This is a genomic window from Streptomyces similanensis (assembly GCF_039543625.1).
Classification (GTDB): Bacteria; Actinomycetota; Actinomycetes; order Streptomycetales; family Streptomycetaceae; genus Streptomyces; species Streptomyces similanensis.
Window position 1 is genome coordinate 163,163 of the sequence record NZ_BAABKC010000039.1, and the last position, 24,609, is coordinate 187,771.

The following is a 24,609-nucleotide window of genomic DNA, read 5'->3' on the forward strand; positions in this document are numbered from 1 at the left end:
CCGACGACCATGACGTCTTCGAACCCTTCGAAGCGAGACCGCGCCGAAGCCCTGCCCGAACAGATGCGGGAAGCGCTGCGCCGCCGGCTGGCCGGACGGGCCCGCAACGCCGCCCCGGACGCCGCCGCGCGGGGCATCGCGCGCGCCGACCGCGACCGTCCGCTGCCGCTGTCCTTCGCCCAGCAGCGCCTGTGGTTCCTCGACCGGCTGCGCCCCGGCGACGCCCGCTACAACAGCGCGGTCGCCGTACGCCTGACCGGCCCGCTGCACCACGTCGCCCTCCAGCGGGCCCTGGACCTCGTGGTCGAGCGGCACGAGGCGCTGCGCACCACCTTCGACGAGAGCGACGGCCGGCCCGCGCAGAGCGTGCACCCCGCCGCCCCGGTGCCGCTGCCGCTGCGGGACACCGCCGACCTGGACGCCGACCTGCTCGCGGAGTACGCCCGCCCCTTCGACCTGCGCCACGGCCCCCTGCTGCGCGCCCTGCTGCTGCGCGAGTCGGACACCGCCCACGTCCTGCTGCTGACCGCCCACCACATCGTCATCGACGGCTGGTCGATGGGCGTCGTCCTGGACGAGCTGTGCACCGCCTACACAGCCCTGGCCCAGGGCGACGACGTGCACCTGCCGCCGGTCGCGGTCCAGTACCCCGACTTCGCCGTGTGGCAGCGCGACCGGCTCTCCGGAGAGCGCCTGGAGCGCCACCTCGCGCACTGGCGCGAGCACCTGGCCGGCGCGGTCGCCCCGGAACTGCCCATGGACCGGCCGCGGCGCGGCGAGGAGGCCGGCGCGGGCGCCGTGCACACCTTCACCGTCCCCGCACCGCTCACCGCCCGGCTCGGCGCACTGGCCCGGGAGCGGCACACCACCCTGCACACCGCCCTGGTCGCCGCAACCCAGGCCCTGCTGGCCCGCTGGTCCGGCCGCGACGACATCACCGTCGGCTCGCTCACCCCCGGCCGCACCCGCACCGACCTCGAACGCGCCGTCGGCTTCTACGTCAACACGGTCGTCCTGCGCACCCGCGTCGAGCCCGCCGCCTCCTTCCGCGACCTGCTGACCAGCACCGCCGACACCGTGGGCAGCGCCTTCGCACACGGCGACACGCCGTTCGAGCGGATCGTCGAGGCGGTCGGCGCGGTCCGGGAGGCGGGCCGCAACCCGCTGTTCGACGTGATGGTGCTGCTGCACCCCGACCCGCCCGCCGCCACCGCCCCCGAGGGCCTGGCCACCACCCCGGTCACCGTGCCCCGGCAGGCGGCCACCTTCGACCTCAGCGTCGAGTTCGTCCCCGACGGCGAAGCGCTGACCGGCCTGCTGGAGTACCGCACCGACCTGTTCGACGCGGCCACCGCCGAGCGCATGGCCGGGCAGCTGCTGCGTCTGCTCGAAGGCGCCGCCGCCGCACCCGACCGCCCGCTGGGCGCCCTGCCGCTGCTGTCCGAGCAGGAGGCGCTGCGGACCGTCGCCACCGGCGTCACCGAACCCGGCCCCGTCGAGGACACCACCTACCCCGACCTGTTCGCCCGGCAGGCCGCCCGCACCCCCGACGCCCTCGCCCTCGTCGCCGGCGGCGAACGCCTCGACTACGCCACCCTGAACGCCCGCGCCAACCGCCTCGCCCACCACCTCACCGCCCTCGGCGCCGGCCCCGAACGGCTGGTCGCGCTCAGACTGCCGCGCACCGCCGACATGATCACCGCGATCCTCGCCGTCTGGAAGTCCGGCGCCGGCTATCTGCCCCTGGACCCAGCCCTGCCCGAGGAACGCGTCGCCTACCTGCTGGACGACGCCCGCCCCGCCCTGGTCCTGGACGAGGAGACGCTGCGCGCCGTACCCGACACCGCCCCGGCCACCGAGCCCGCCCGCGACGGCCTGGATCCGCGGAACACCGCGTACGTCATCTACACCTCCGGCTCCACCGGCCGGCCCAAGGGCGTCGCCGTCTCGCACCGCTCGGCGACGCGCCTGCTCGCCGCCCACCGGGCCGGCTTCGTCGCGGACGCCGGCGGCGGCCCGCTGCGGGTGGCGCTGACCGCGTCGTTCTCCTTCGACACCTCCCTCGAAGGCGTCCTGCTGATGGCCGACGGCCACCCGCTGCACCTCGTGGACGAGGAGACCCGCAGGGACCCGGCCGCCCTGGTGGAGTACGTGGTCGAACACCGCGTCGACTTCCTCGACGTCACCCCCTCCTACCTGCGGCAACTGCTGCCCGCCGGCCTGCTCACCGACCCCCGCCACCACCCCCGCGTGCTGATGCTCGGCGGCGAGGCCCTCGGCCCCGCCCTGTGGCGCGAACTGGCCGCGCTGCCGGACGTGGCCGCCTACAACTTCTACGGCCCCACCGAATGCACCGTCGACGCGCTGGCCTGCCGTATCGAGGCCGCCGACCGCCCGCTGGTGGGCCGCCCGCTGCCCGGCGTGAACGCGTACGTCCTGGACGACCGGCTGCGCCCGGTGCCGCCCGGCGTCGGCGGCGAGCTGTACCTCGCCGGCGAACAGCTGGCCCGCGGCTACGCCGGACGCCCCGCCCTGACCGCGGCCCGCTTCCTCGCCGACCCCTACGGCCCGCCCGGCGCCCGCATGTACCGCACCGGCGACCTGGCCCGCTGGACCGCCGACGGACGCCTGGACTACCTCGGCCGCGCCGACGACCAGGTCAAGGTGCGCGGCCACCGCATCGAACCCGGCGAGATCGAGGCCGCCCTGTTGGACCTGGAACAGGTCGCCGCGGCGGCGGTCGTCGGCCTGACCGACCCCGGCGGCCACACCCGGCTCGCCGCCTACGTCGTCCCCGCCTCCGGTCACGCGGCGCCCGCGCCCGCCGATCTGCGCGCCGCCCTGCGCCGGGTGCTGCCCGACCACATGGTGCCGTCCTCCTTCACCGCGCTGCCCGCGCTGCCCCTGACCACCAGCGGCAAGCTGGACCGCCGCGCCCTGCCCGCCCCCGACGTCGAGGACGCCGAGCGGCGGCACGAGTACGTCGCCCCGCGCACCCCCGCCGAGGAGACCCTGGCCGGCATCTGGGCCGAGGTGCTCGGCGTCGGCCGGGTCGGCGTCACGGACAACTTCTTCGAGCTGGGCGGCGACTCCATCCTGAGCATCCAGGCCGTCTCGCGCGCCCGCGCCGCGGGGCTGCGGATCGGCTCCCAGGACGTCTTCCGCCACCAGACGGTCGCCGACCTCGCCGCCGCCGCGTCCGGCCGGAGCTCGGCCCTGCCCGCACCCCGGCGCCCCCGGCACGACGAAGGACCCGCCCCGCTCACCCCGGTCCAGGAGTGGTTCCTCGCCACCCACGGCCCGCGCCGCCTCAGCATGTCGATGCTGCTCGACCTGCCCGCCGACCTGGACGACCGGGCGCTGGAACGCGCGCTGGAAGCCGTCGTGACCCGGCACCCCGCGCTGCGCGCCCGCTTCACCCGCACCGAGGACGGCTGGCGCCAGGAACCCGGTACCGGCCCGGCCACCGGCCTCCTCACCCGCCCCACCACGCCCGCCACACCCACCGAGGCGGCGGACGCCGAAGCCGTGGACGCCGAAGCCGTGGACGCCGAAGCCGCGGACACCGCCCGTGCCGCACTGGACCCGGCCACCGGAGCGCTGCTGCGCGCCGTCCTGCTCCCGGGCCGCGACCACCCCCGCCCGCGCCTGTTCCTGACCGCCCACCACCTCGCCGTCGACAGCGTCTCCTGGCGGGTGCTGCTCGCCGACCTGGAGCACGCCTACCGCCGGGCGGCGGCGGGACAGGAGCCCCGCCCGGAGCCGGAGCAGACCGCCTTCGCCGACTGGGCCCGCAGCCTGGCCGAACAGGTGCGCGCCGGCGCCTTCGACGACGACCTGCCGTACTGGACGGCCCAGGTCGCCACCGCCCCCGCCCCGCTGCCCGCCGACCTGCCCGGCGCCCCGCTCGCCGGCACCGTGCGCACCGTGCGGACCCGGGTGGACCGCGCCACCACCGACGCGCTGCTGCGCCGGGTGCCGGGCGCGTACCGCACCCAGGTCAACGACGTGCTGCTGAGCGCCCTGGGCCGGGTGCTCGCCGACTGGACGGGCGCCGAACGCGTCACCGTCGCCCTGGAGGGCCACGGCCGCGAGGAGGACCTCGTCGAGGGCGCCGACCTGTCGCGCACCGTCGGCTGGTTCACCACCCAGTACCCCGTCACGCTCACCCCCGGCCCCCGGGGCGACTGGGGGGCCACGCTCAAGGCCGTCAAGGAGCAGCTGCGGGCCGTGCCCCGCCGCGGCCTCGGCTACCAGGCCCTCGCCCACCTCGGCTCGCCGCACCCGGACGCCCGCGCCCTGCGCGAGGTGCCGCTGCCCCGGGTCTGCTTCACCTACCACGGCCAGTGGGAGGCCCCCGGCGGCGGCGACTTCGCGCCCACCGGCCAGGCGCCCGGCCGGGAGACGGAGCCGGACGAGCCGCTGGACCACCTCCTGGACGTCTCCGCCCTGGTGGCCGACGGCGAACTGGAGATCACCTGGCACTACAGCGACCAGGTGCACCGGGCCGCGACGGTGGAAGAACTGGCCGACGGCATGGTCCGCGCCCTCACGGCCGTCGCCGAGCACTGCGCCCGGCCCGGCGCGGGCGGCCGCACCCCCTCCGACTTCCCGCTGGCCCGCCTCGACCAGGCCCGCGTGGACCGCCTGGCCGGCGACGGCCGCCGGATCGAGGACCTGCTCCCGCTCACCCCGCTCCAGGAGGGCATGCTCTTCCACCGCCTGGTCGGCGGCCCCGACGACGTCTACGTCGACCAGGCCGCGCTGCTGCTGGAGGGCGTGAACGACCCGGACGCCCTGGCCGCCGCCTGGCAGCGGGTGACCGACCGCACGCCCGCCCTGCGCACCTCGGTGGTGTGGGAGGACGTCCCCGTCCCGCTCCAGGTCGTGCACCGCGACGTGCCCGTGCCCCTCACCGTCCTCGACTGGCGCGGCCTCGACGCCGACGAACGCGCCGTACGCCTGGACCGGCTGCGCTCCGACGACCTGGCCCGGGGACTCGACCTGGCCGCCGCGCCCCTGATGCGGCTGACCCTGATCCGCCTGCCCGACGCCCGGCTGCACCTGCTGTGGACCTCCCACCACCTGATCCTCGACGGCTGGAGCCTGGCCCAGGTCCTCACCGAGGTCTTCGAGGAGTACGCCTCGCTCACCACCGGCGCCGGCGCGCCGCCGCCGGTGCGCCGCCCCTTCGGCGACTACGTGCGCTGGCTGGCCGGACAGGACGCCGAGACGGCCCGCGCCCACTGGAGCGGCGTACTCGGCGGTTTCGCCGCCCCCACCCCGCTGCCCGCCGACCGCGCCCCGCGCCCCGGGCACGAGACCCGCTCGGCGGCCGTGCACATCGGCGCCCTGTCCGAGGAGACCTCCGCCCGGCTCGCCCGCACCGCCCGCGGCGCGGGACTCACCCTCGGCACTGTCGTCCAGGGCGCCTGGGCGCTGCTGCTGTCCCGCTACAGCGCCGAGCCGGACGTGCTGTTCGGCACCACCGTCTCCGGCCGCCCCGACGACCTGCCCGGCGTCGAGTCGATGGTCGGCATGTTCATCAACACCCTGCCCACCCGGGTGCGCGTCGACGGCGCCCGCACCGCCGCCGCCTGGCTGCGCGACCTCCAGGAGGCCCAGGCCGAGGCCCGCCGGCACGCCGCCGTCTCCCTGGCCGAACTCACCGGCCTGAGCGACGTGCCGTCCGGCAGCCCGCTGTTCCACAGCATGGTCGCCTTCGAGAACTACCCCTTCGACCAGGCCCGTTCGGCGGCCTCCGGAATCCGCCTCACGGACGTCTCGGGCCGCGACGCCACCAACTACCCGCTCCTCCTGCGGGCCCACCAGGGCGAACGCTTCGGCTTCGACCTCGCCTACGAGCCCGACCTGTTCGACGCCGCGACCGTACGCTCCCTCGCCGACCGGCTGTGCCTGCTGCTCACCCAGCTCGCCGACGACCCCGACCGCCCCCTGCGCGCCCTCGCCCGCACCCCCGCCGAGGAACTCCGCCCGGCGCCGGACGCCGCGGACACCGCGGACCGCCCCGAGCTGACCCTGGTGGACCTCTTCGAGGCACAAGCCGCCCGCACCCCGGCCGCCGAGGCCGTCACCTGCGGCGAGGAGCGCGTCGACTACGCCACCCTGGACGCCCGCGCCGGCCGCCTCGCCCACCGGTTCGCCGAACTCGGCGCCGGACCCGAGCGGTACGTCGCCCTCGCCCTGCCCCGCGGCGCCGATCTCGTCACCGCCGTCCTCGCCGTCCTGAAGACCGGCGCCGCCTATCTGCCCGTGGACCCGCGGCTCCCCGCCGAACGCGTCGCCCACCTCCTGGCCGACACCGCCCCGGTGGCCCTGGTCACCACCACGGCGGCCGCCGTGGACACCGCCGACACCGCCGTCGCTGTGCTGGCCCTCGACGACCCGGACGTCCGCGCCGACCTGGCCCGCCGCCCCGCCGCGGGCCCCGCCGACCCGGCCCGCCGCCCGCTGCCCGAGAGCCCCGCCTACGCCATCTACACCTCCGGCTCCACCGGCCGCCCCAAGGGCGTCGTCATCCCGCACGCCAACGTCGTCCGGCTGTTCACCCGCACCCGGCAGTGGTTCGGCTTCGGTCCCGACGACGTGTGGACGCTGTTCCACTCCTACGCCTTCGACTTCTCCGTATGGGAACTGTGGGGGCCGCTGCTGCACGGCGGCCGGCTCGTCGTCGTCCCCGACGACACCGCCCGCTCCCCGGAGGACTTCCTGCGCCTGCTCGCCGACGAACGGGTCACCGTCCTCAACCAGACCCCGTCCGCGTTCTACCCGCTCATCCGCGCCGACGCCGAACACCCCGACACCGGCGCCCGGCTCGCCCTGCGCACGGTGATCTTCGGCGGCGAGGCACTGGACGTCACCCGCCTCGCCGACTGGTACACCCGCCACCCGGACACCGCGCCCCGCCTGGTCAACATGTACGGCATCACCGAGACCACCGTGCACGTCACCTACGCCCCGCTGGAGCGCACCACCCCCGGCGCGGGAGCGGGCAGCCCGATCGGCGCCGCCATACCCGACCTGCGCGTCCACGTCCTGGACGACACCCTGCACCCCGTCCCGCCGGGCGCCGTGGGCGAGATGTACGTCGCCGGACAGGGCCTGGCCCGCGGCTACCTCAACCGGCCCGGCCTGACCGCCACCCGCTTCCTCGCCGACCCCTTCGGCCGGCCCGGCGAGCGCATGTACCGCACCGGCGACCGCGCCCGGCTGCGCCCGGACGGCGCACTGGACTACCTCGGCCGCGCCGACCAGCAGGTCAAGATACGCGGCTACCGCATCGAACCCGGCGAGATCGAGGCCGCCCTGCACACCCACCCCGGCGTCGCGGCGGCCGCCGTCGGCGTCTACGAGGACGCCGCAGGCACCCGCCGCCTCGTCGCCCACGTCGTCGGCACGGGCGCCGGCGACCAGGCCGCGCCGCCCCCGCCCGCCGCCGCACTCCGCGCCCACCTGGAACGCTCGCTGCCCGCGCACATGGTGCCCGCCGCCTACGTGCCGATGGCCGCGCTGCCGCTCACCGTCAACGGCAAGCTCGACCGGCGCGCCCTGCCCGCGCCCGGACCCGGCGGCTTCGCCGCCGACGGCGAACGCGTCGCCCCGCGCACCCCCGCCGAACACCTGGTCGCCGCCGCCTGGACCGACGTCCTGGACACCGACGAGGTCGGCGCGCACGACAACTTCTTCGCCCTGGGCGGCGACTCCCTGCTCGCCGTCCGCGTCGTCTCCCGGCTGCGCACCGCCTTCGGCGCCGACGTGTCCCCGCGGCTGCTGTTCACCCACCCCGTCCTCGCCGATCTCGCCGCCGCCCTCGGCGACGGCACGGCCCCGGACGCCGCCGACACCATCCCCGCCGCCGACCCGCACACCCCGGCGCCCCTGTCGCACGCCCAGCAACGCCTGTGGTTCCTCGACCGGTTTGAGCCGGGCGGCGCCGAGTACACCACCCTGTCCGTGCTGCGGCTGCGCGGCCCGCTCGACACCGGCGCGCTGCGCCGCGCCCTGGACGGCCTGGTCGCCCGGCACGAGGCGCTGCGCACCACCTTCGCCGAACACGACGGCGCCGCCCGGCAGATCGTCCACCCGCCCGCCCCGGTCGAGCTCGCCCGCACGCACTGCCCGGACGACACCGCACTGGACGCCCTGCTGCACCACGAGGCGAGCACCCCCTTCGACCTGGCCGCCGGACCGCTGCTGCGGGCCCGCCTCGCCGAGGTCGACACCGACGAACACGTCCTCGTCCTGGCCGTGCACCACATCGTCACCGACGGCTGGTCCCTCGGCGTGATCGGCCGCGACCTGGGCGAGCTGTACGCCGCCGCCCTCCAGGGCCGCCCGGCCGACCTGCCCGACCTGCCCGTGCGCTACGCCGACTTCGCCGCCTGGCAGCGCGCCCGCGCCGACCACGTCGAGGCCCACCTCGACCACTGGCGCCGCGTCCTGGACGGCGTCACCCCGCTGGAACTGCCCACCGACCGGCCGCGCCCGGCCACCCGCGGCCGCACCGGCGCCCTGACGACCTTCACCCTGCCCGCCGACCTCACCGAACGGCTGCGCGAACGCGGCCGGGCCGCCGACGCCACCCTGTACATGACGCTGGTGACCGCCTGCCAGATCCTGCTGTCCCGCTGGTCCGGCCAGCGGGACATCACGGTCGGCACCGTCACCGCCGGCCGCGACCGGCCCGAACTGCACGACGTCGTCGGCATGTTCGTCAACACCCTGGTGCTGCGCTCTCAGGTGCGCGAGGAGAAGTCCTTCCACGAATTGCTGGGCGAGGTGCGCGGCACCGTCCTGGACGCCTTCGCCCACCAGGAAGCGCCCTTCGAACGCGTCGTGGACGCCGTACAGCCCGAACGCGACACCAGCCGCACCCCGCTCTTCCAGGTCATGGTCGCCCTGCACAACCTGGGCGCCGAGGCGCCCCGGCTGCCCGGCGTCGAGGCGAGCGCGATCACCCCGCCGGTGCGCACCGCCACCTTCGACCTCGCCTTCGACTTCGTCGAGCGCGACGGCGGCCTCACCGGCTACCTGGAGTACGACACCGGCCTGTTCGACGCCGAGACCGCCGGCCTCCTCGCCGCCCGCCTGACCACCCTGCTGCGGGCCGCGGCCGACGACCCCGGCCGGGCCGTGGGCGCGCTGGCGCTGATGACCGACGCCGAAGAGGAACAGGTGCTGCGCCAGGGCCGCGGCATCCCGCTGCCCGCACCCGCCACCGTCTTCCCCGCCCTGTTCGAGGCGCAGGCCGCCCGCACCCCGCACGCCACCGCCCTGACGGCCCGCGACACCGCCTACGACTTCACCGCGCTGAACGAGCGCGCCAACCGCCTCGCCCACCACCTCATCGCCCTGGGAGCCGGCCCCGAACAGGTCGTCGCCGTCCAACTGCCGCGCACCGCCGACCTGGTGGCCGCCGTGCTCGCCGTCCTCAAGGCGGGCGCCACCCTGCTCTGCCTCGAACCCGCACTGCCCGCCGAACGACGGCGACTGCTGCTCGCCGACGCCCGCCCGCACACCCTGCTGACCTCCCTGGACGACGTGCCCTGGGACCGGCTGCCCGCCCACGACCCCACCGACGCCGACCGCGCCCGGCCGCTGCTGCCCGAGAACGCCGCCTACATCGTCTACACCTCCGGCTCCACCGGCCGCCCCAAGGGCGTCCTGGTCGAACACCGCCAGCTGGTCAACCTCTGCCACGACCACCGCGACGGACTGCTCGCCGCGCACACCCGGGGCGGACGCCGGCTGCGGGCCGCGCTCAGCGCCTCCTTCTCCTTCGACACCTCCTGGGAGGGCCCGCTGCTGCTCGCCCTCGGCCACCAGGTGCACCTCGTGGACGAGGACGTACGCCTGGATCCGGAGGCGTTCTGCGACCGGATCGACAGCGAACGCCTCGACTGGGTGAACGTCACCCCGTCCTTCCTGCGCGAACTGCTCGCCGCCGGCCTGCTCGCGCCCGGCCGCCACCACCCGGACCTGCTCCTCGTCGGCGGCGAGGCAGTCCCCGCCGCCCTGTGGCGCGACCTCGCCGCCGCCGAACGCGACCACGGCGTGACCGTCCTCAACATGTACGGCCCCACCGAGACCACCGTCGACGCCGTCTACGGCCGCGTCCAGGACAGCCCCGACCGGCCTGTCATCGGCCGCCCCGGCGGAGGCGTGCGCGCCTACGTCCTCGACGGCCGGCTGCGCCCGGCGCCGCCCGGAGTGCCCGGCGAGCTGTACCTGGCCGGGGCGCAGGTGGCCCGCGGCTACCTGGACCGGCCGGGCCTGACCGCCGCGCGCTTCGTCGCCGACCCGTTCGGCGCGCCGGGGGAGCGGATGTACCGCACCGGCGACCGCGCCCGCTGGGACCGGGACGGACTGCTCCAGTTCCTGGGCCGCGTCGACGAACAGGTCAAGATCCGCGGCTTCCGCATCGAGCCCGGCGAGGTGGAGGCGGCCCTGCTGGCCCACCCGGACGTCGCCGACGCCGCGGTCGCCGCCCGCGAACACGCCGGCCGCCTGATGCTGGTCGCCTACGTCGTGCCCGTCGGCGAGCGCGTGCCCTCGGCCGACGCGCTGCGGATGGAGCTGCGCCGCACCCTGCCCGACCACATGGTGCCCGCCGCGTTCGTGCCGCTGGCCCGCATCCCGCGCACCACCGGCGGCAAGACCGACCGGCGGGCGCTGCCCGCCCCGCCCGCCCAGCCCGACAGCAGCACCGCCTACGTCGCCCCGCGCCCCGGCGCCGAGGAACGCCTCGCCGCGATCTGGGCCGAGGTGCTCGGCGTCGAACGGGTCGGCGCCCGCGACAACTTCTTCTCGCTCGGCGGCGACTCCATCCTCAGCATCCAGATCGTCTCCCGCGCCCGGCAGGCCGGCCTCGCCCTCACCACCAAGGACGTCTTCCGCCACCAGACGATCGCCGAACTCGCCCTGAGCACCGCCGAGTCCGCCCCGCCCGTCCCGGCGAGCGCGCTGCCGGAGACCGGCGAGGCGCCGCTCACCCCGATCCAGCACTGGTACCTCGACGGCCGCGACCCGGGCGACCCGCTGCGCTTCACCATGACCCAGCGCCTGGAACTGGCCCCGGACACCGACCCGGCCGCCCTGCGCCAGGCCGTGGACGCCGTCGTACGCCACCACCCGGCCCTGCGCACCCGCTTTCGCCGCACCCCCGACGGCTGGCGGCAGGAAGCTCTGCCCGCGCCGCCGCAGCCCGTCCTCACCCGGCACGACACGAGCACGCTCGACGACATCGCCCTGGAGGCGCAGGCCCAGCGACTCACCGACGAGGCGCAGCGCACCCTCGACCCCACCGAAGGCCGCGTCGTCCGCGCCCTGTTCCTCGACCGCGGCCCCGGACGCCCAGGCCAACTCGTCCTCACCGCACACCACTTGGTGATCGACGGCGTCTCCTGGCGCATCCTGCTCGCCGACCTGGAGGCCGCGCACCGCACCGCCGCGGCCGGCGAACCGGTCAAACTCCCGCCCAACGGAACACCCTTCGGCCACTGGGCCGCCCGGCTGGAGCAGCACACCCGCTCCGGCGCACTCGACGCCGACCTTTCCTACTGGACCCGCGCCGCCGACACACCCGCCGCCCTGCCGCCCGGACGGCCCGGCCCCCGCACCCACGGCGCCGCCGACACCGTCACCGTCGCACTGGACGAGACGACGACCGACGCCCTGCTGCGGCAGGTCCCCGAGGTCTACCGCACCCAGGTGGGCGACGTCCTGCTCAGCGCCCTCGGCCGCACCCTCGCCCGCTGGTGCGGACGCGACAGCGTCCTGCTCGGGGTGGAGGGACACGGCCGCGAGGACCTCTTCGACGACGTGGACCTCTCGCGCACCGTGGGCTGGTTCACCGCCGAGTTCCCGCTCGCCCTGCGCGTCGACCCCGACGCCGGCTGGCACGACACCCTCCGCTCGGTCAAGGAACAGCTGCGCGCCGTGCCCCGCCACGGCCTCAGCCACGGCGCCCTGCGCCACCTGACGCCCGGCGGCCCGCTCGACACCGCCCCCGCCCCGCAGATCGGCTTCAACTACCACGGACAGTGGGACACCGGCGGCCCCGCCGCCGACGGCCTGATCCGCGGCTCCCTGCCCCCGGCCGGCCGCGACACCGACCCCGACGAGGACCGCCCCTACCTGCTCGACGTCACCGGCGTCGTCCAGCACGGCCGCCTCGAACTCGGCTGGACCTACCCGCCGGCCGTCTACGACGAGGCCACCGTGCGCCGCCTGGCCGAGGAGACGGCGGCCGCCCTCGCCGACATCGCCGCGCACTGCGCCCGCCCCGGCGCCGGCGGCCGCACCCCCTCCGACTTCCCGCTGGCCCGCCTCACCCAGGACCAGCTGGACCGGCTCGTCGGCGACGGCCGCGCCACCGAGGACGTCCTGCCGCTCACCCCGCTCCAGTCCGGCATGCTCTTCCACGGCCTGGTCGACACCGTCAGCGCCTACGCCGACCGCACGGCCGTCCGGCTCTCCGGCGTCACCGACCCGTACGCCTTCGCCGCCGCGTGGCAGCAGGTCGCCGACCGCACCCCCGCCCTGCGCACCAGCGTCCACTGGACCGCGCTGCCGCACCCCGTGCAACTGGTCCACCACCGCGCCGAACTGCCCGTCACCCACCTCGACTGGCGCGAACTCACCCCCGCCCAGCGGGCCGAGCGCACCGAACGGCTGCTCGCCGACGACCGCGCGGCCGGCATGGACCTCACCACCGCACCGCTGACCCGCCTCACCCTGGCCGCCCTGCCCGACGACGAAGTACTCCTGGTGTGGTCCACCCACCACATCGCCCTCGACGGCTGGAGCACCGGACAACTGCTCACCGAGGTCTGCGAACGCTACGCCGCCCTCACCGGCGGCCCCGACACCGCGCCCCCGCTGCGCCGCCCGTTCGCGGACTACCTGCACTGGATCGCCGCACAGGACCCGGCCGCCGCCGAAGCGCACTGGACCGAGGCGCTCGCCGGCTTCACCGCCCGCACCCCGCTGCCCTACGACCGCGTCCCCACCGAGGCGCACCGCGCCCGCTCCGGCGCCGCCGTCCACCGCGCACTGGACGAGGACGTCTCACAGCGCCTGCGGGAGGCCGCCGCCCGCGCCTCCCTCACCGTCAACACCCTCGTCGAGGGCGCCTGGGGGCTGCTCCTGGCCCGGCAGGCGGGCCGCGACGACGTCGTCTTCGGCACCACCGTCTCCGGCCGCCCGGCCGAACTCCCCGGCGTCGAGACCATGATCGGCATGTTCATCAACACCGTGCCGACCCGGGTCCGCGTCCCCTTCGGCGCGGTGCTGCCCTGGCTGCGCGGCCTCCAGGACGACCAGATCGAGTCCCGCCGCCACGACCACCTCGCCCTGTCCCGCATCCAGGCCGTCAGCGAAGTCCCGCCCGGAGAAGCGCTGTTCGACAGCATGGTGGTCTTCGAGAACTACCCCGTGGACGAGTCCGCGACGGCCCGCACCGGCGTACGCGTCGAGGAGGTCCGCGCCGACGACGCCACCACCTTCCCCTGGTGCCTGCGCGCCCACCTGACCGAACGGCTCGGCTTCGACCTGGCCTACGACCCCGCCCTGTTCGACCACGGCACCGCCGAACGCGCCGCCGACCGGCTGGCCGCCCTGCTCACCGCCCTCGCCGACGGCCTCGACGGCGACCTCGCCCGGCTCGACCTGCTCACCGACGCCGACCGCGAACTGCTGACCACCTGGAACACCACCGCCCGCCCGCCCGCCCGGACCGGTCCGGCGCACGTGTTCACCGCACAGGCCCGGCGCACCCCCGACGCCGTCGCGATCTCCGACGACGAACGCGACCTGACCTACGCCGACCTCGCCGACTGGGCCGGCCGGCTCGCCGCCCGGCTGCTGGCCGACGGACTGGCCGCCGAGGAACGCGTCGCGCTCACCCTCGACCGCTCGGCCGAACTGGTCGTCGCCCAGCTCGCCGTCCTCCTCGCCGGCGGCGCCTACGTCCCCGTCGACACCCGCGCCCCCGAAGAACGCCGCCACGCCCTGCTCGCCCAGGCCGGCGCCGCCGTCCGCCTCACCGCGGCCGACGTCGCCGCCGCCCGCACCGCACCGCCCGGCCAGGCGCTCCCGGCCGTCGACCCCGACCGGCTCGCCTACATCATGTTCACCTCCGGCTCCACCGGCCGGCCCAAGCCGGTCGCGGTACGCCACCGCGACATCGCGGCGCTGGCCACCGACAGCCGCTTCGCCGGCGGCGCCTGCGAACGCGTGCTGCTGCACTCGCCGGCCGCCTTCGACGCCGCCACCTTCGAGGTGTGGGCGCCACTGCTCAACGGCGGCCGCGTGGTCGTCGCCCCCGCGGGCGACGTCGACGCCGCCCTGGTGCGGCGCCTGGCCGCCGACGGCCGGCTGACCGCGCTGTGGCTCACCGCCGGCCTGTTCCGGCTCCTCGCCCAGGACGCCCCGGACTGCTTCCGCGGCCTCGCCCAGGTGTGGACCGGCGGCGACGTGGTGCCCGCCCAGGCCGTCCGCGACGTCCTCGCCGCCTGCCCCGGCCTGACCGTGGTGGACGGCTACGGCCCCACCGAGACCACCACCTTCGCCACCTCCTACGCCCTCGCCGACCCGGCCGCGGTGCCCGCCACCGTGCCCATCGGCCACCCCCTGGACGACATGCGCGTCCACGTCCTGGACGCCCGGCTGCGCCCTGTCCCGCCCGGCTGCGCCGGCGAGCTGTACCTCGCTGGCGAAGGCGTCGCCCGCGGCTACCTCGGCCGCCCCGGCGAGAGCGCCGCCCGCTTCCTCGCCGACCCCCTCGGCCCGCCCGGCGCCCGCATGTACCGCACCGGCGACCTCGCCCGCCGCCGGCCGGACGGCGCCGTGGAATTCCTCGGCCGCGCCGACGACCAAGTGAAGATCCGCGGCTTCCGCATCGAACCCGGCGAGGTCGAGGCCGCGCTCGCCGCCCACCCGGACGTCGCCGACGTCGCCGTGCTCGCCCGCGAGGACCGGCCCGGCGCCAAACGGCTCGTCGCCTACGTGGTCGGCGCGAGCGGCACCACCGCCGTGGACACCGGCGCACTGCGCGACTTCGCCGCCCGCACCCTGCCCGACTACCTCGTCCCCACCGCCTTCGTCCCCCTCGACGCCCTCCCGCTCAGCGGCAACGGCAAGGTCGACCGCGCCGCGCTCCCGGTCCCCGAGGCCACCCCCCGGCCCGCACGCGTCGCCCCCCGCACCGACGCCGAACGCCGCACCGCGGCCGTCTTCGCCGACGTCCTCGGCATCCAGCCCCCCGGAGTGGAGGACGACTTCTTCCAGCTCGGCGGCGACTCCATCCTCAGCATCCGCCTCGCCTCCCGCCTCGCCGAGGAGTTCGGCGCCGACCTCACCCCCCGCGCCGTCTTCACCCACCCCACCCCCGCCGCGCTCGCCGAACTCATCGGCGCACGGCACGACAACGTCCGGCCGCCCATCGTCCCGGTCGCCCGCGAAGCGCTGGCGCCCATGTCCTACGCCCAGCAACGCCTCTGGTTCCTTGAGGAGTTCGCCCCGGGCGGCGCCGAATACGTCACCGCGCTCGCCCTGCGCCTGCGCGGCGCCCTCGACACCGGCGCCCTGCGCGCCGCCCTCGACGCCCTCACCGCCCGCCACGAATCCCTGCGCACCACCTTCGACAGCGCCGACGGCCACGGCGTACAGATCGTCCACCCGCCGCGAGCGACACACCTGCCGCTGCACGACCTCACCCACCTGCCGGCCGCCGACCGCGAAGCGACGCTGCGCGGGCACCTCACCCAGGAGCGCACCCGCCCCTTCGACCTGCGCCGCGGCCCGCTGCTGCGCACCACCCTGTTCCGGACCGCCGAGGACGAGCACGTCCTCGCCCTCGCCCTGCACCACATCGTCACCGACGGCTGGTCGACCTCCGTCCTGCTCGGCGACCTCGCCCACCTCTACCGCACCGAACTCGGCCGGGAAGAAACCGAGTTGCCGCCGCTGCCGGTGCAGTACGCCGACTACGCGCACTGGCAGCGCACCACCACCGGCGCCACCGGCACCGACGAGCAGCTCGCCCACTGGAAGGAGCGCCTGACCGGCATCGAGACCCTGGAACTGCCCACCGACCGCCCCGGGCCCCCGGTGCGCACCGGCGGCGGCGCGACCACCCGCCTGGTGGTGCCCGCCCGCACCGCCCGCGCGCTGACCCGGATCGCCCGCGACCGCAACACCACCCTGTTCACCGCACTCGTCGCCGTCGCCCAGAGCTACCTGGCCCGGCTCACCGGCGGCGAGGACATCGCCGTCGGCACCGTCACCTCCGGCCGCGACCGGACCGAGACACAGGGCCTCGTCGGCTTCTTCGTCAACACCCTGGTCCTGCGCTCCCGCGTCGAGGCCGCCCAGCCCTTCAGCGCGTTCCTCACCGACGTACGGCAGACCGTCCTGGACGCCTTCGCCCACCAGGACGTGCCCTTCGAACGAGTCGTGGACGAGGTACGGCCCGCCCGCGACACCAGCCGCAGCCCCCTGTTCCAGGTGATGGTCGTCCTCCAGAACACCCCCGGCGCCGGACTCGACCTGCCCGGCCTGGAGGTCACCGACCTCGAACCCGACTCCGAGCACGCGGCGTTCGACCTCACCCTGGAGTTCGCCGAGACGCCGTCCGGCACCCTCCACGGCCTCATCACCTACAGCACCGACCTGTTCGACGCCGCCACCGCCGAGCGGATGGCCGACCAGCTCGCCACCTTGCTCGCCGCCGTCGCCGACGACCCCGACCGCCCCCTGGGCGCCCTCCCGCTGACCGGCCCCGACGAGACCAAAGCCCTGCTGGAACAAGGAGTCGGCGCCTTCCGCCCGGTCCCCGAGGCGACCCTCGCCGACCTCTTCCAGCGCCAGGCGGCCCGCACCCCCGACGCGGTGGCGCTCGCCGACGGCGAACGACGGCTCACCTACGCGGACGTGGACAAGGCCGCCAACCGGCTCGCCCACCGGCTCATCCGCGACGGCGCCGGACCCGAGCACGTCATCGCCCTCGCCCTGCCCCGCTCCGCCGCGACGGTCGTGGCCCAGCTCGCCGTCGCCAAGGCCGGCGCCGCCTTCCTGCCCGTCGACCCCGACTACCCCGCCCAGCGACGCGCGTTCATGATCCGCGACGCGGGCGCCCACCTCGTCCTCGACGACCCGGCCCAGGTGTGGAGCGCCGAAGGACCCGACACCGCGCCCACCGACACCGAACGCACCACCGCACTCACCTGCGACCACCCCGCCTACGTCATCTACACCTCCGGCTCCACCGGCACCCCCAAGGGCGTCGCGGTCACCCACCGCGGCCTCGCCTCCTTCGCCGCGGCCGCCGCCGAGCGGTACGCCGCAGGACCAGGCGACCGCGTCCTGCAATTCGCCTCACCCAGCTTCGACGCCTCCGTACTGGAGCTGTGCACCTCCCTGCTCAGCGGCGCCACCCTGGTCACCGGCGAAGAAGGCCCCCTGGTCGGGGAGCGGCTGGCCGAGGTCCTCGCCCACCGGCGCATCAGCCACACCCTGATCCCGCCCGCCGCGCTCGCCACCGTCCCGCCCGGCACCGCCGAGAACCTGCCCGACCTGCGCACCCTGATCGTCGGCGCCGAGAGCTGCCCGGCCGACCTGGTCGACACCTGGGCCCCCGGCCGCCGCATGATCAACTCCTACGGCCCCACCGAGGCCACCGTCGTCGCCACCTGGACCGGCCCCCTCACCCCCGGCGCCGGCGCCCCGCCCATCGGCCGCCCCTCCGGCGCCACCCGCCTCTACGTCCTGGACGCCGCCCTCAACCCCGTCCCGCCCGGCGTCACCGGAGAGCTGTACGTCGCCGGCGCCGGCCTCGCCCGCGGCTACCTGCACCGCCCCGCACTGACCGCCGCCCGCTTCGTCCCCGACCCGTTCGGCGCGCCGGGGGAGCGCATGTACCGCACCGGCGACCTGGTGCGCTGGAGCGCCGACGGCCGACTCCGGTTCGCCGGACGCGCCGACGGCCAGGTCAAACTGCGCGGCTTCCGCATCGAACCCGGCGAGATAGAAAGCGCCCTGCGCCGCAGCGCACTCGTACGCGACGCCGTGGTCGTCGTCCGCACCGACCAGGCACCCGACGGCGCCCAAGGCCCCGCCCGCCTCGTCGCCTACGTCGTGCCCACCGACCCGGCCGCCACCGCCGTACCCGTCACCGAACTGCGCCAGCACCTGGCCGAGCAACTGCCCCCGCACATGGTGCCCTCCCTGTTCGTCCCGCTGCCGCGCCTGCCGCTCACCCCGAACGGCAAGACCGACCGGCGCGCCCTGCCCGCCCCCGGCCCCGCCCGGACGGCCGGCGAGACGGGCACCGCCCCGCGCACCCCCACCGAACAGCGCATCGCCCGCATCTGGTCCGACGTCCTGGGCGTCGAGGGCATCGGCGCCCACGACAACTTCTTCGCCCTCGGCGGCGACTCCATCCTCAGCATGCAGGTGGTCTCCCGACTGCGCCGCGACGGCCTGCACCTGGCCACCCGCGACCTGTTCACCCACCAGACCGTCGCCGAACTCGCCACCGTCGTCACCGACGCCCCCCGCCGCGCCGACACCGGCCCCGCCACCGGCGAAGTCCCCCTCACCCCCATCCAGAACTGGTTCCTGACCACCCCGCGCGCCGCACACCACCACTTCAACCAGTCCGCACTGCTCGAACTCGGCGCGGCCCCCGACCCCGAGGCACTGCGCCGCGCACTCGACGCGCTGCTCGACCACCACGACGCCCTCAGGATGCGCTTCACCCACGAGGCCGACGGCTGGCGGCAGTTCGACCCGCCGCCCGCCGGCGCCTACGACGTCCTCACCCGCCACGACCTCACCGGCCTGGACGAGCGGGAAGCCGACGCCGCCATGACCGCGGCCGCCGACGACCTGCACGTCTCCTTCGACCTCGCCCACGGACCGCACCTGCGAGCCGCCCTGTTCACCGGGACCGGCCGGCCGGCGTACCTCCTCCTGATCGCCCACCACCTGGTCGTCGACGCCGTCTCCTGGCGCATCCTGCGCGACGACCTGGAAACCGCCTACCACCAGGCCGTCCAGGGCCAGGACATCGACCTGGGGGAGCGCGGCACCAGCTTCCGCGACTGGTCGCGCGGCCTGGCCGCCCACGTCGCCGAAGGCGGCCTCGACCACGAACTGCCCCACTGGGAAGAAGCCGTACAGGCCGAACCGGCCCCCGCCGACCCACCGGCCGACGCCGACACCGCCACCACCGCCGTGGTCGCCGTCGAACTCGACGAGGACGACACCGCCGCCCTGCTGCGCCACGCCCCCACCGCCTACCGCACCCGCGTCAACGACGTCCTGCTCGCCGCGCTCGCCCTGGCCCTGGCCCGCTGGAGCGGCCACGACCGGGTCCGCCTCGACCTCGAAGGCCACGGCCGCGAGGACCTGCTCGACGGCGTCGACCTCTCGCGCACCGTCGGCTGGTTCACCACCGTCCACCCCGTCGCCCTCCAGGTCACCGCCCCCGACGACCTCGGCCCCGACCGGGACTGGCGCGGCCTGGTCAAATCGGTGCGCCGCCAGCTGCGCGCCGTGCCCGGCAACGGGCTCGGCTACGGCGCCCTGCGCACCTTCGGCCCGCCCGAGGTGCGCCGACGGCTCGGCGACGGCGCCCACAGCCAGGTCGTCTTCAACTACCTGGGCCAGTGGGACGCCCGCCCCGAGACCGCGCACGGCGGCCTGGTCCGCACCGAGCACGGCTCCTTCGGCCAGGACCACGACCCCCGCGACCCCGGCTCACACCTGGTGGAGGTGGTGGGCGCGGTCCAGAACGGCCGGCTCGCCTTCACCTGGCACCACCGGCCCGCCATCCACGACACACCGAGCGTGCGCCGCGCGGCCGAGGACTTCGCCGAAGCCCTGCGCCGCCTCGCCCGGCACGCCAGGGGAGGCCGGTGACGGACCACCCCGACCGCCCCGGCCGGTCCCGCGCACCCCCGGCCCCGACCGGACGCACACGATCCCAACCCCCCGACGACGCACGATGACGACCCGAGGAGACGACATGGACGAGAACACCCGCTACCAGGTGCTGCGCAACGACGAGGAGCAGTACTCCCTGTGGCCCGTCGACGTGGAGGTGCCCGCCGGCTGGCAGCCCGTCGGCAAGGAGGGCACCGAGGCGGAGTGCTCCGACTACGTCGACGAGGTGTGGACCGACATGCGGCCGCGCAGCCTGCGCGAGCGCATGGACAGCCCCACCGGAGCCTGACCCGCCCGCCGCACCACCGGCACGCCGGGCCGCGCGCACCGCGCCGGCCCGGCGCCTCCCCCCACGGTCCCCGGCGCCCTCGGTGCCCCACCACCCCGCCCGCCACCCCGCGCACCACCCGAACCGAGGAGACCGTCATGACCCCGCCCCTGCGCACCGAACGCCTGGAGTTCCTGCCCTACCGCCCACAGGACGAGGACCACTTCGTCGCCCTGCTGCGCAACGAGGAGGTGTGCCGCTGGATGGGCCAGGACCTCGTGCCCGAACCGCAGATCCGCGAACTGTTCCGCGCCATCCTCGACGACGTGTACCCGCAGCGCCTCTTCGACGTGTGGGGCCTGTGGCTGGACGGCGCCTACGTCGGCCACGCGGAGGTCAAGAAGACCGGCAACGTCGACGGACACGAACTCGTCACCGCCCTCGTCCCCGGACACTGGGGCCGCGGCCTGGGCGGCGAGGCGGTCCGCGGTCTGCTCCGGTACGCCGCCGACGAACTGGGCCTGAAGGAGGCCTACGGCATGGTCGGCGCGGAGAACACCGCCAGCCTGTCCATGTGCCGCAGGCTCGGCTTCCGCGAACTGCGCGACGTCGTCGGCGACGACGGCTCCGTCACCAAACTCCTGATCATCCCCACAACGCCCTCGACGACTCCGGCCACGCCCCCCACGACGGACTCCGCACCGCCCCTGCCGGCCTGACTCCGACCAGGGAGTACTCACTGCCACCTGACCGTCCAGCCACTGCCCGAGGCACAGCACCCGCCGCGGAAGCCGAAGCGGCCGGCCCTGGCACGGCGGGGGTCAGAACTGGTTCTCGCCGCCGTTCACGTGCAGGGTGGTGCCGAGCACGAAGCTGCTGTCCGCGGAGGCGAGGAACGCCACGGCGGCGGCGACCTCCTCCGGTCGCCCCCTGCGGCCGATCGGCACTCCCGCGGCGAGTTCGGCCTTGACGGCGGCCGCGTTCTCCTCACCGACGGCGAGGTCGACTCCGGGGGTGTCGATCGCGCCCGGCGCGACCGTGTTGACCCGGATTCCCTTGCTCCTCAGCTCGTTGGCCCAGGTCCGGGCGAGAGACCGGACCGCGGCCTTCGACGCCGCGTACAGGCCGAAGGCCTCCCGGCCGTCGTCGGCGCGGACGGAGTCGTTCAGGATCACCGAGGCGCCGTCGTTGAGCAGCGGCAGCGCCTTCTGCACGGTGAGCAGCGTGCCCCGGACGTTGACGCCGAAGATCTGGTCGAACTGTTCATGGGTGGCCTGCGCCAGCGTTGCGAGTGTGGCCAGGCCCGCGTTGGCGAACAGCACGTCCAGACCCCGACCGCGGTCACGGACCGCGTCGTACAGCCGGTCGAGGTCGGCCGGCTCCGCGATGTCGCCCCGCACCGCCGTCACCGCGGGGCCGATCGACTCGACGGCCCGGTCGAGCACGTCCTGGCGGCGGCCGGTGATGAACACATGGGCGCCCTCGGACGCCAGTCGCACGGCGGTGGCCAGGCCGATCCCCGTGCTGCCGCCGGTGACGACGGCGGTCTTGCCTTCCAGCTGTCCCATTTCCTGAACTCCAGAAACTTAGATACCGATCGGTGTAGAACTCAACCGTAGCACTTCTGCACCGATCGGTATCGAGGCGTTAGGATGGGACCCGTGGAGACCACCCGGAAAGCGCCGATCGGCCGCCCCAGAGGCTTCGACGCCGATGAGGCCCTGGAACAGGCCATGAAGGTCTTCTGGGAGCAGGGCTACGAAGGCGCCAGCCTGACCGACCTCACCAGCGCCATGGGCATCACCCGCAAGAGCATGTACGCGGCCTTCGGCAACAAGGAAGAACTGTTCCGCAAGGCCCTGGAGCGCTACACCGAAGGCCCCGCCGCCTATGCGGCCCGCGCACTGGAGAAGCCGACCGCCCGGGAGGTGGCCACGGAGTTCCTGACCGGCTCGGTCGGCGCCACCACCCGCCCCGGCTGCCCCGCCGGGTGCCTGGGAGTGCAGGGCTCGCTGGCCGCCGGCGACTCCGGACGGGTCGCCCAGGACGCGCTGATCGCCTGGCGCGACGAAGGCCGCACACGCCTCCGCCACCGGTTCCAGCGAGCAGTCGACGAGGGCGACCTGCCCCCTGACACCGACCCGGACCTACTCGCCCGATACCTCATGACCGTGGCGAACGGCATCGCCGTCCAGGCCGCCGGCGGCGCCACCCGCAACGAACTCCAACAAGTGGCCGACACCGCACTGACCAACTGGCCCCCCACCCGCCAGCAGGCGCCCGTGGGAGTGGATCGCGACTAAGACACTTCGTCCGGCGCACAGGACATCAGCGAGAAACCGCGAGTAAGAGTTGCGAACCCGGGTCGAGCAGGCTCCGCATCCCGGGCAGGCGACGCCTGTTCTCGGGCCACTTGGCATACCGTCCTGAGGCGCTCAGCCGTCACTCACTGGGGCCACTGCACGAAAGCTGAGCCAGAACCCTGCGACACCCTGTGCCGGGGAGGGTATGGGGCGCACGATCGGTGCCACTGGTGTGGGCAGGTACTTCCGGTTCGGGGATCTGCAAGGGATGATCACGGGGGCCCGTGCACCCGCCCGGTCCGGCTCGCGTTCATCGGGGGACCCCATGTACCGGCGCACCCGCCGTACCACCACGGCTCTGGCTGCCGTCGCACTCCTGACGGCCGTGACTCCGGGCTGCTCCGGCTCGGTCGAGACGCCAAGGGCTTCCTCGTCGAAGAAGACGTCCGCCAGCGCTCCGGCCGCATCCCCTGCACAGAGGGTGTCCCGGCCCGACCATGAGCGGCTCGACGACAAGGCCCGCCGCCTCCTCGGCACCACCGGCCGTCTCAGTACGGACGGCGACGGCTTCATAGCGTCCGGGACACTCGCGATCCCCGGACAGAACCTGGACGAGACCATCGAGTCCGGCACCGCGCTGCGTGTGGAGGTGGCCTGCGCAGGAGAGGGAACGGTCACGTTCACGGCCGTATCCGGCACCGCCAAGGCCGTCAGGCGCCTCGACTGCGCGCAGCCAGTGACGAAGGCGTTCCGCCTCACCACGACAGCGCCACGCCTCGCGGTCCTGGCGGACTCCGACACACCCGAAACGGTCGCCACCGCCTACGTGGTGCGCCACGCCGACTGAGGTTGGAACCCGCAACCCGGCCCGCCCGCCGGCGGGGGTATGGCAAGGTGCGCGCTGTCCTGGGGAAACCGCAAAGCCATCCAGGTGCGGGTGTGTCAATTTAACGGCTGATCTTGGTTGTTGAGTGGTCAGTTGTTGCTCGGGGTCAGGCGGTCCTCGGGGGTGATCTGGAACGTGTCAGGGGCGCCTTCCAGCGCATGGTCCACCGCTTGCGGCCCTTCCCCGTCGGGTTCTTAATCAGCAGATCCGCCTTGGAGACACTCCCGAGCAGATCGGCGCGGCGTTCGAGGAGGACCGCAAAACGGAAGTCTTGTCTTTATCGCCGTCTGTGCCGTGATCGCAGAAATTCTCATTGCCCGGAAGAAACGCACCTCAGTTGTGCGAATCTTCGGAAAGAATTGCTTCGCCAGCCGGAGGGGTACTATCGAGGCCTCTATAGCTAGCGGGCTAGAAAAGTGACGCACAGGCTGGTTGCTCAGTTGGCTCAGGGAGTCGAGTGGGCACGACTCGGATCGTAGGGAAGATAGTCTCTCGCGACCGGGCGTGGGGCAGGGGCGAGTGGGCAAGCGCTGAGCATGGAGATGCAGGCAAGAGCTCGTTATCCGTTACCTGAGCGCACGGTGAAGAGGCTGCGGTGCTTCAGGTGGGCGTTCGCGGCAGTCACTGCCGCTGAACTCGTCGCTTGTGTTCTGGCGCTGATGGACCCGGATGCCACGTCATGGCATGTATGGGCGACAGGGGGAGGCTCCGTTGTCTTCCTGCTCAATCTCCTGTCAGTAAACCACCAGCTCAAGAAGAACGGACTGGCCGCCAGGAGCAATTCTCACCCGGACTCCCGCTCCACCCCCCGCCTTTGACTACTGCTGACAGTTGGCGTGCGCGGAGTGCCCGCCAACGTCCCGTACGGGACTGCGGAGCAGGCTCAGAAGGGGGAGGAATCCGGCAGAACCGAAGTCCTCTACCCGACAACGGAGTTCCGGTTCCTTCCATATGAAGCATGGGTGAAGAGAGTTGAGCTGGGCTCATGCAAGCCGCAGGGGTGCTATCGCCAGCCCCAGGAATTCGCGGAGCGAATTCTTATAGCCCGAATTGCGGAGCAATTCGGACCGTGGGCAACGGAGTTGGCCACGCCGGTGACGGAGTCGCCGGCTACGCTGCGCGGAGCGCGGCGTTTGTCCGCCGCGTAGCGGCGGCGCGTCGTGTCTGCGGAGCAGACCGCGCGC

General features: G+C 74.7%; 6 protein-coding genes. 5 read left to right on the forward strand and 1 reads right to left on the reverse strand.

The window, feature by feature from the left end:
• Positions 1–9: 9 nt before the first annotated feature.
• From ABEB07_RS13545 to ABEB07_RS13555, 3 genes are all read left to right on the forward strand, one after another.
• The gene (locus ABEB07_RS13545) at positions 10–19,944 is read left to right on the forward strand and encodes a non-ribosomal peptide synthase/polyketide synthase (RefSeq protein WP_345668545.1); all 19,935 of its coding nucleotides are present in this window, start codon (positions 10–12) and stop codon (positions 19,942–19,944) included.
• A gap of 106 nt (positions 19,945–20,050) precedes the next feature.
• Complete coding sequence (locus ABEB07_RS13550) at positions 20,051–20,257, forward strand: MbtH family protein (protein ID WP_164583607.1); 207 nt, start codon at positions 20,051–20,053, stop codon at positions 20,255–20,257.
• A gap of 137 nt (positions 20,258–20,394) precedes the next feature.
• On the forward strand, positions 20,395–20,955 hold the full coding sequence (locus ABEB07_RS13555) for a GNAT family N-acetyltransferase (protein WP_345668546.1): 561 nt from the start codon (positions 20,395–20,397) through the stop codon (positions 20,953–20,955).
• A gap of 102 nt (positions 20,956–21,057) precedes the next feature.
• Here the strand turns inward: ABEB07_RS13555 and ABEB07_RS13560 are convergent, their stop codons facing one another.
• Positions 21,058–21,804 carry an SDR family NAD(P)-dependent oxidoreductase gene (locus ABEB07_RS13560; protein ID WP_176151663.1) on the reverse strand — a complete coding sequence of 249 codons (747 nt, stop codon included), beginning with the start codon at positions 21,802–21,804 and terminating at the stop codon, positions 21,058–21,060.
• Positions 21,805–21,897: 93 nt separating this feature from the next.
• Here ABEB07_RS13560 and ABEB07_RS13565 point away from each other — a divergent pair, with 93 nt between their 5' ends.
• Both ABEB07_RS13565 and ABEB07_RS13570 read left to right on the forward strand, forming a co-directional pair.
• Positions 21,898–22,539: a TetR/AcrR family transcriptional regulator gene (locus ABEB07_RS13565; protein ID WP_345668547.1), complete on the forward strand. Its 642-nt coding sequence runs from the start codon at positions 21,898–21,900 to the stop codon at positions 22,537–22,539.
• Between the two features lie 481 nt (positions 22,540–23,020).
• Entirely contained in the window at positions 23,021–23,386 is a 366-nt protein-coding gene (locus ABEB07_RS13570) for a hypothetical protein (RefSeq protein ID WP_345668548.1), read from the forward strand.
• Positions 23,387–24,609: the final 1,223 nt, after the last annotated feature.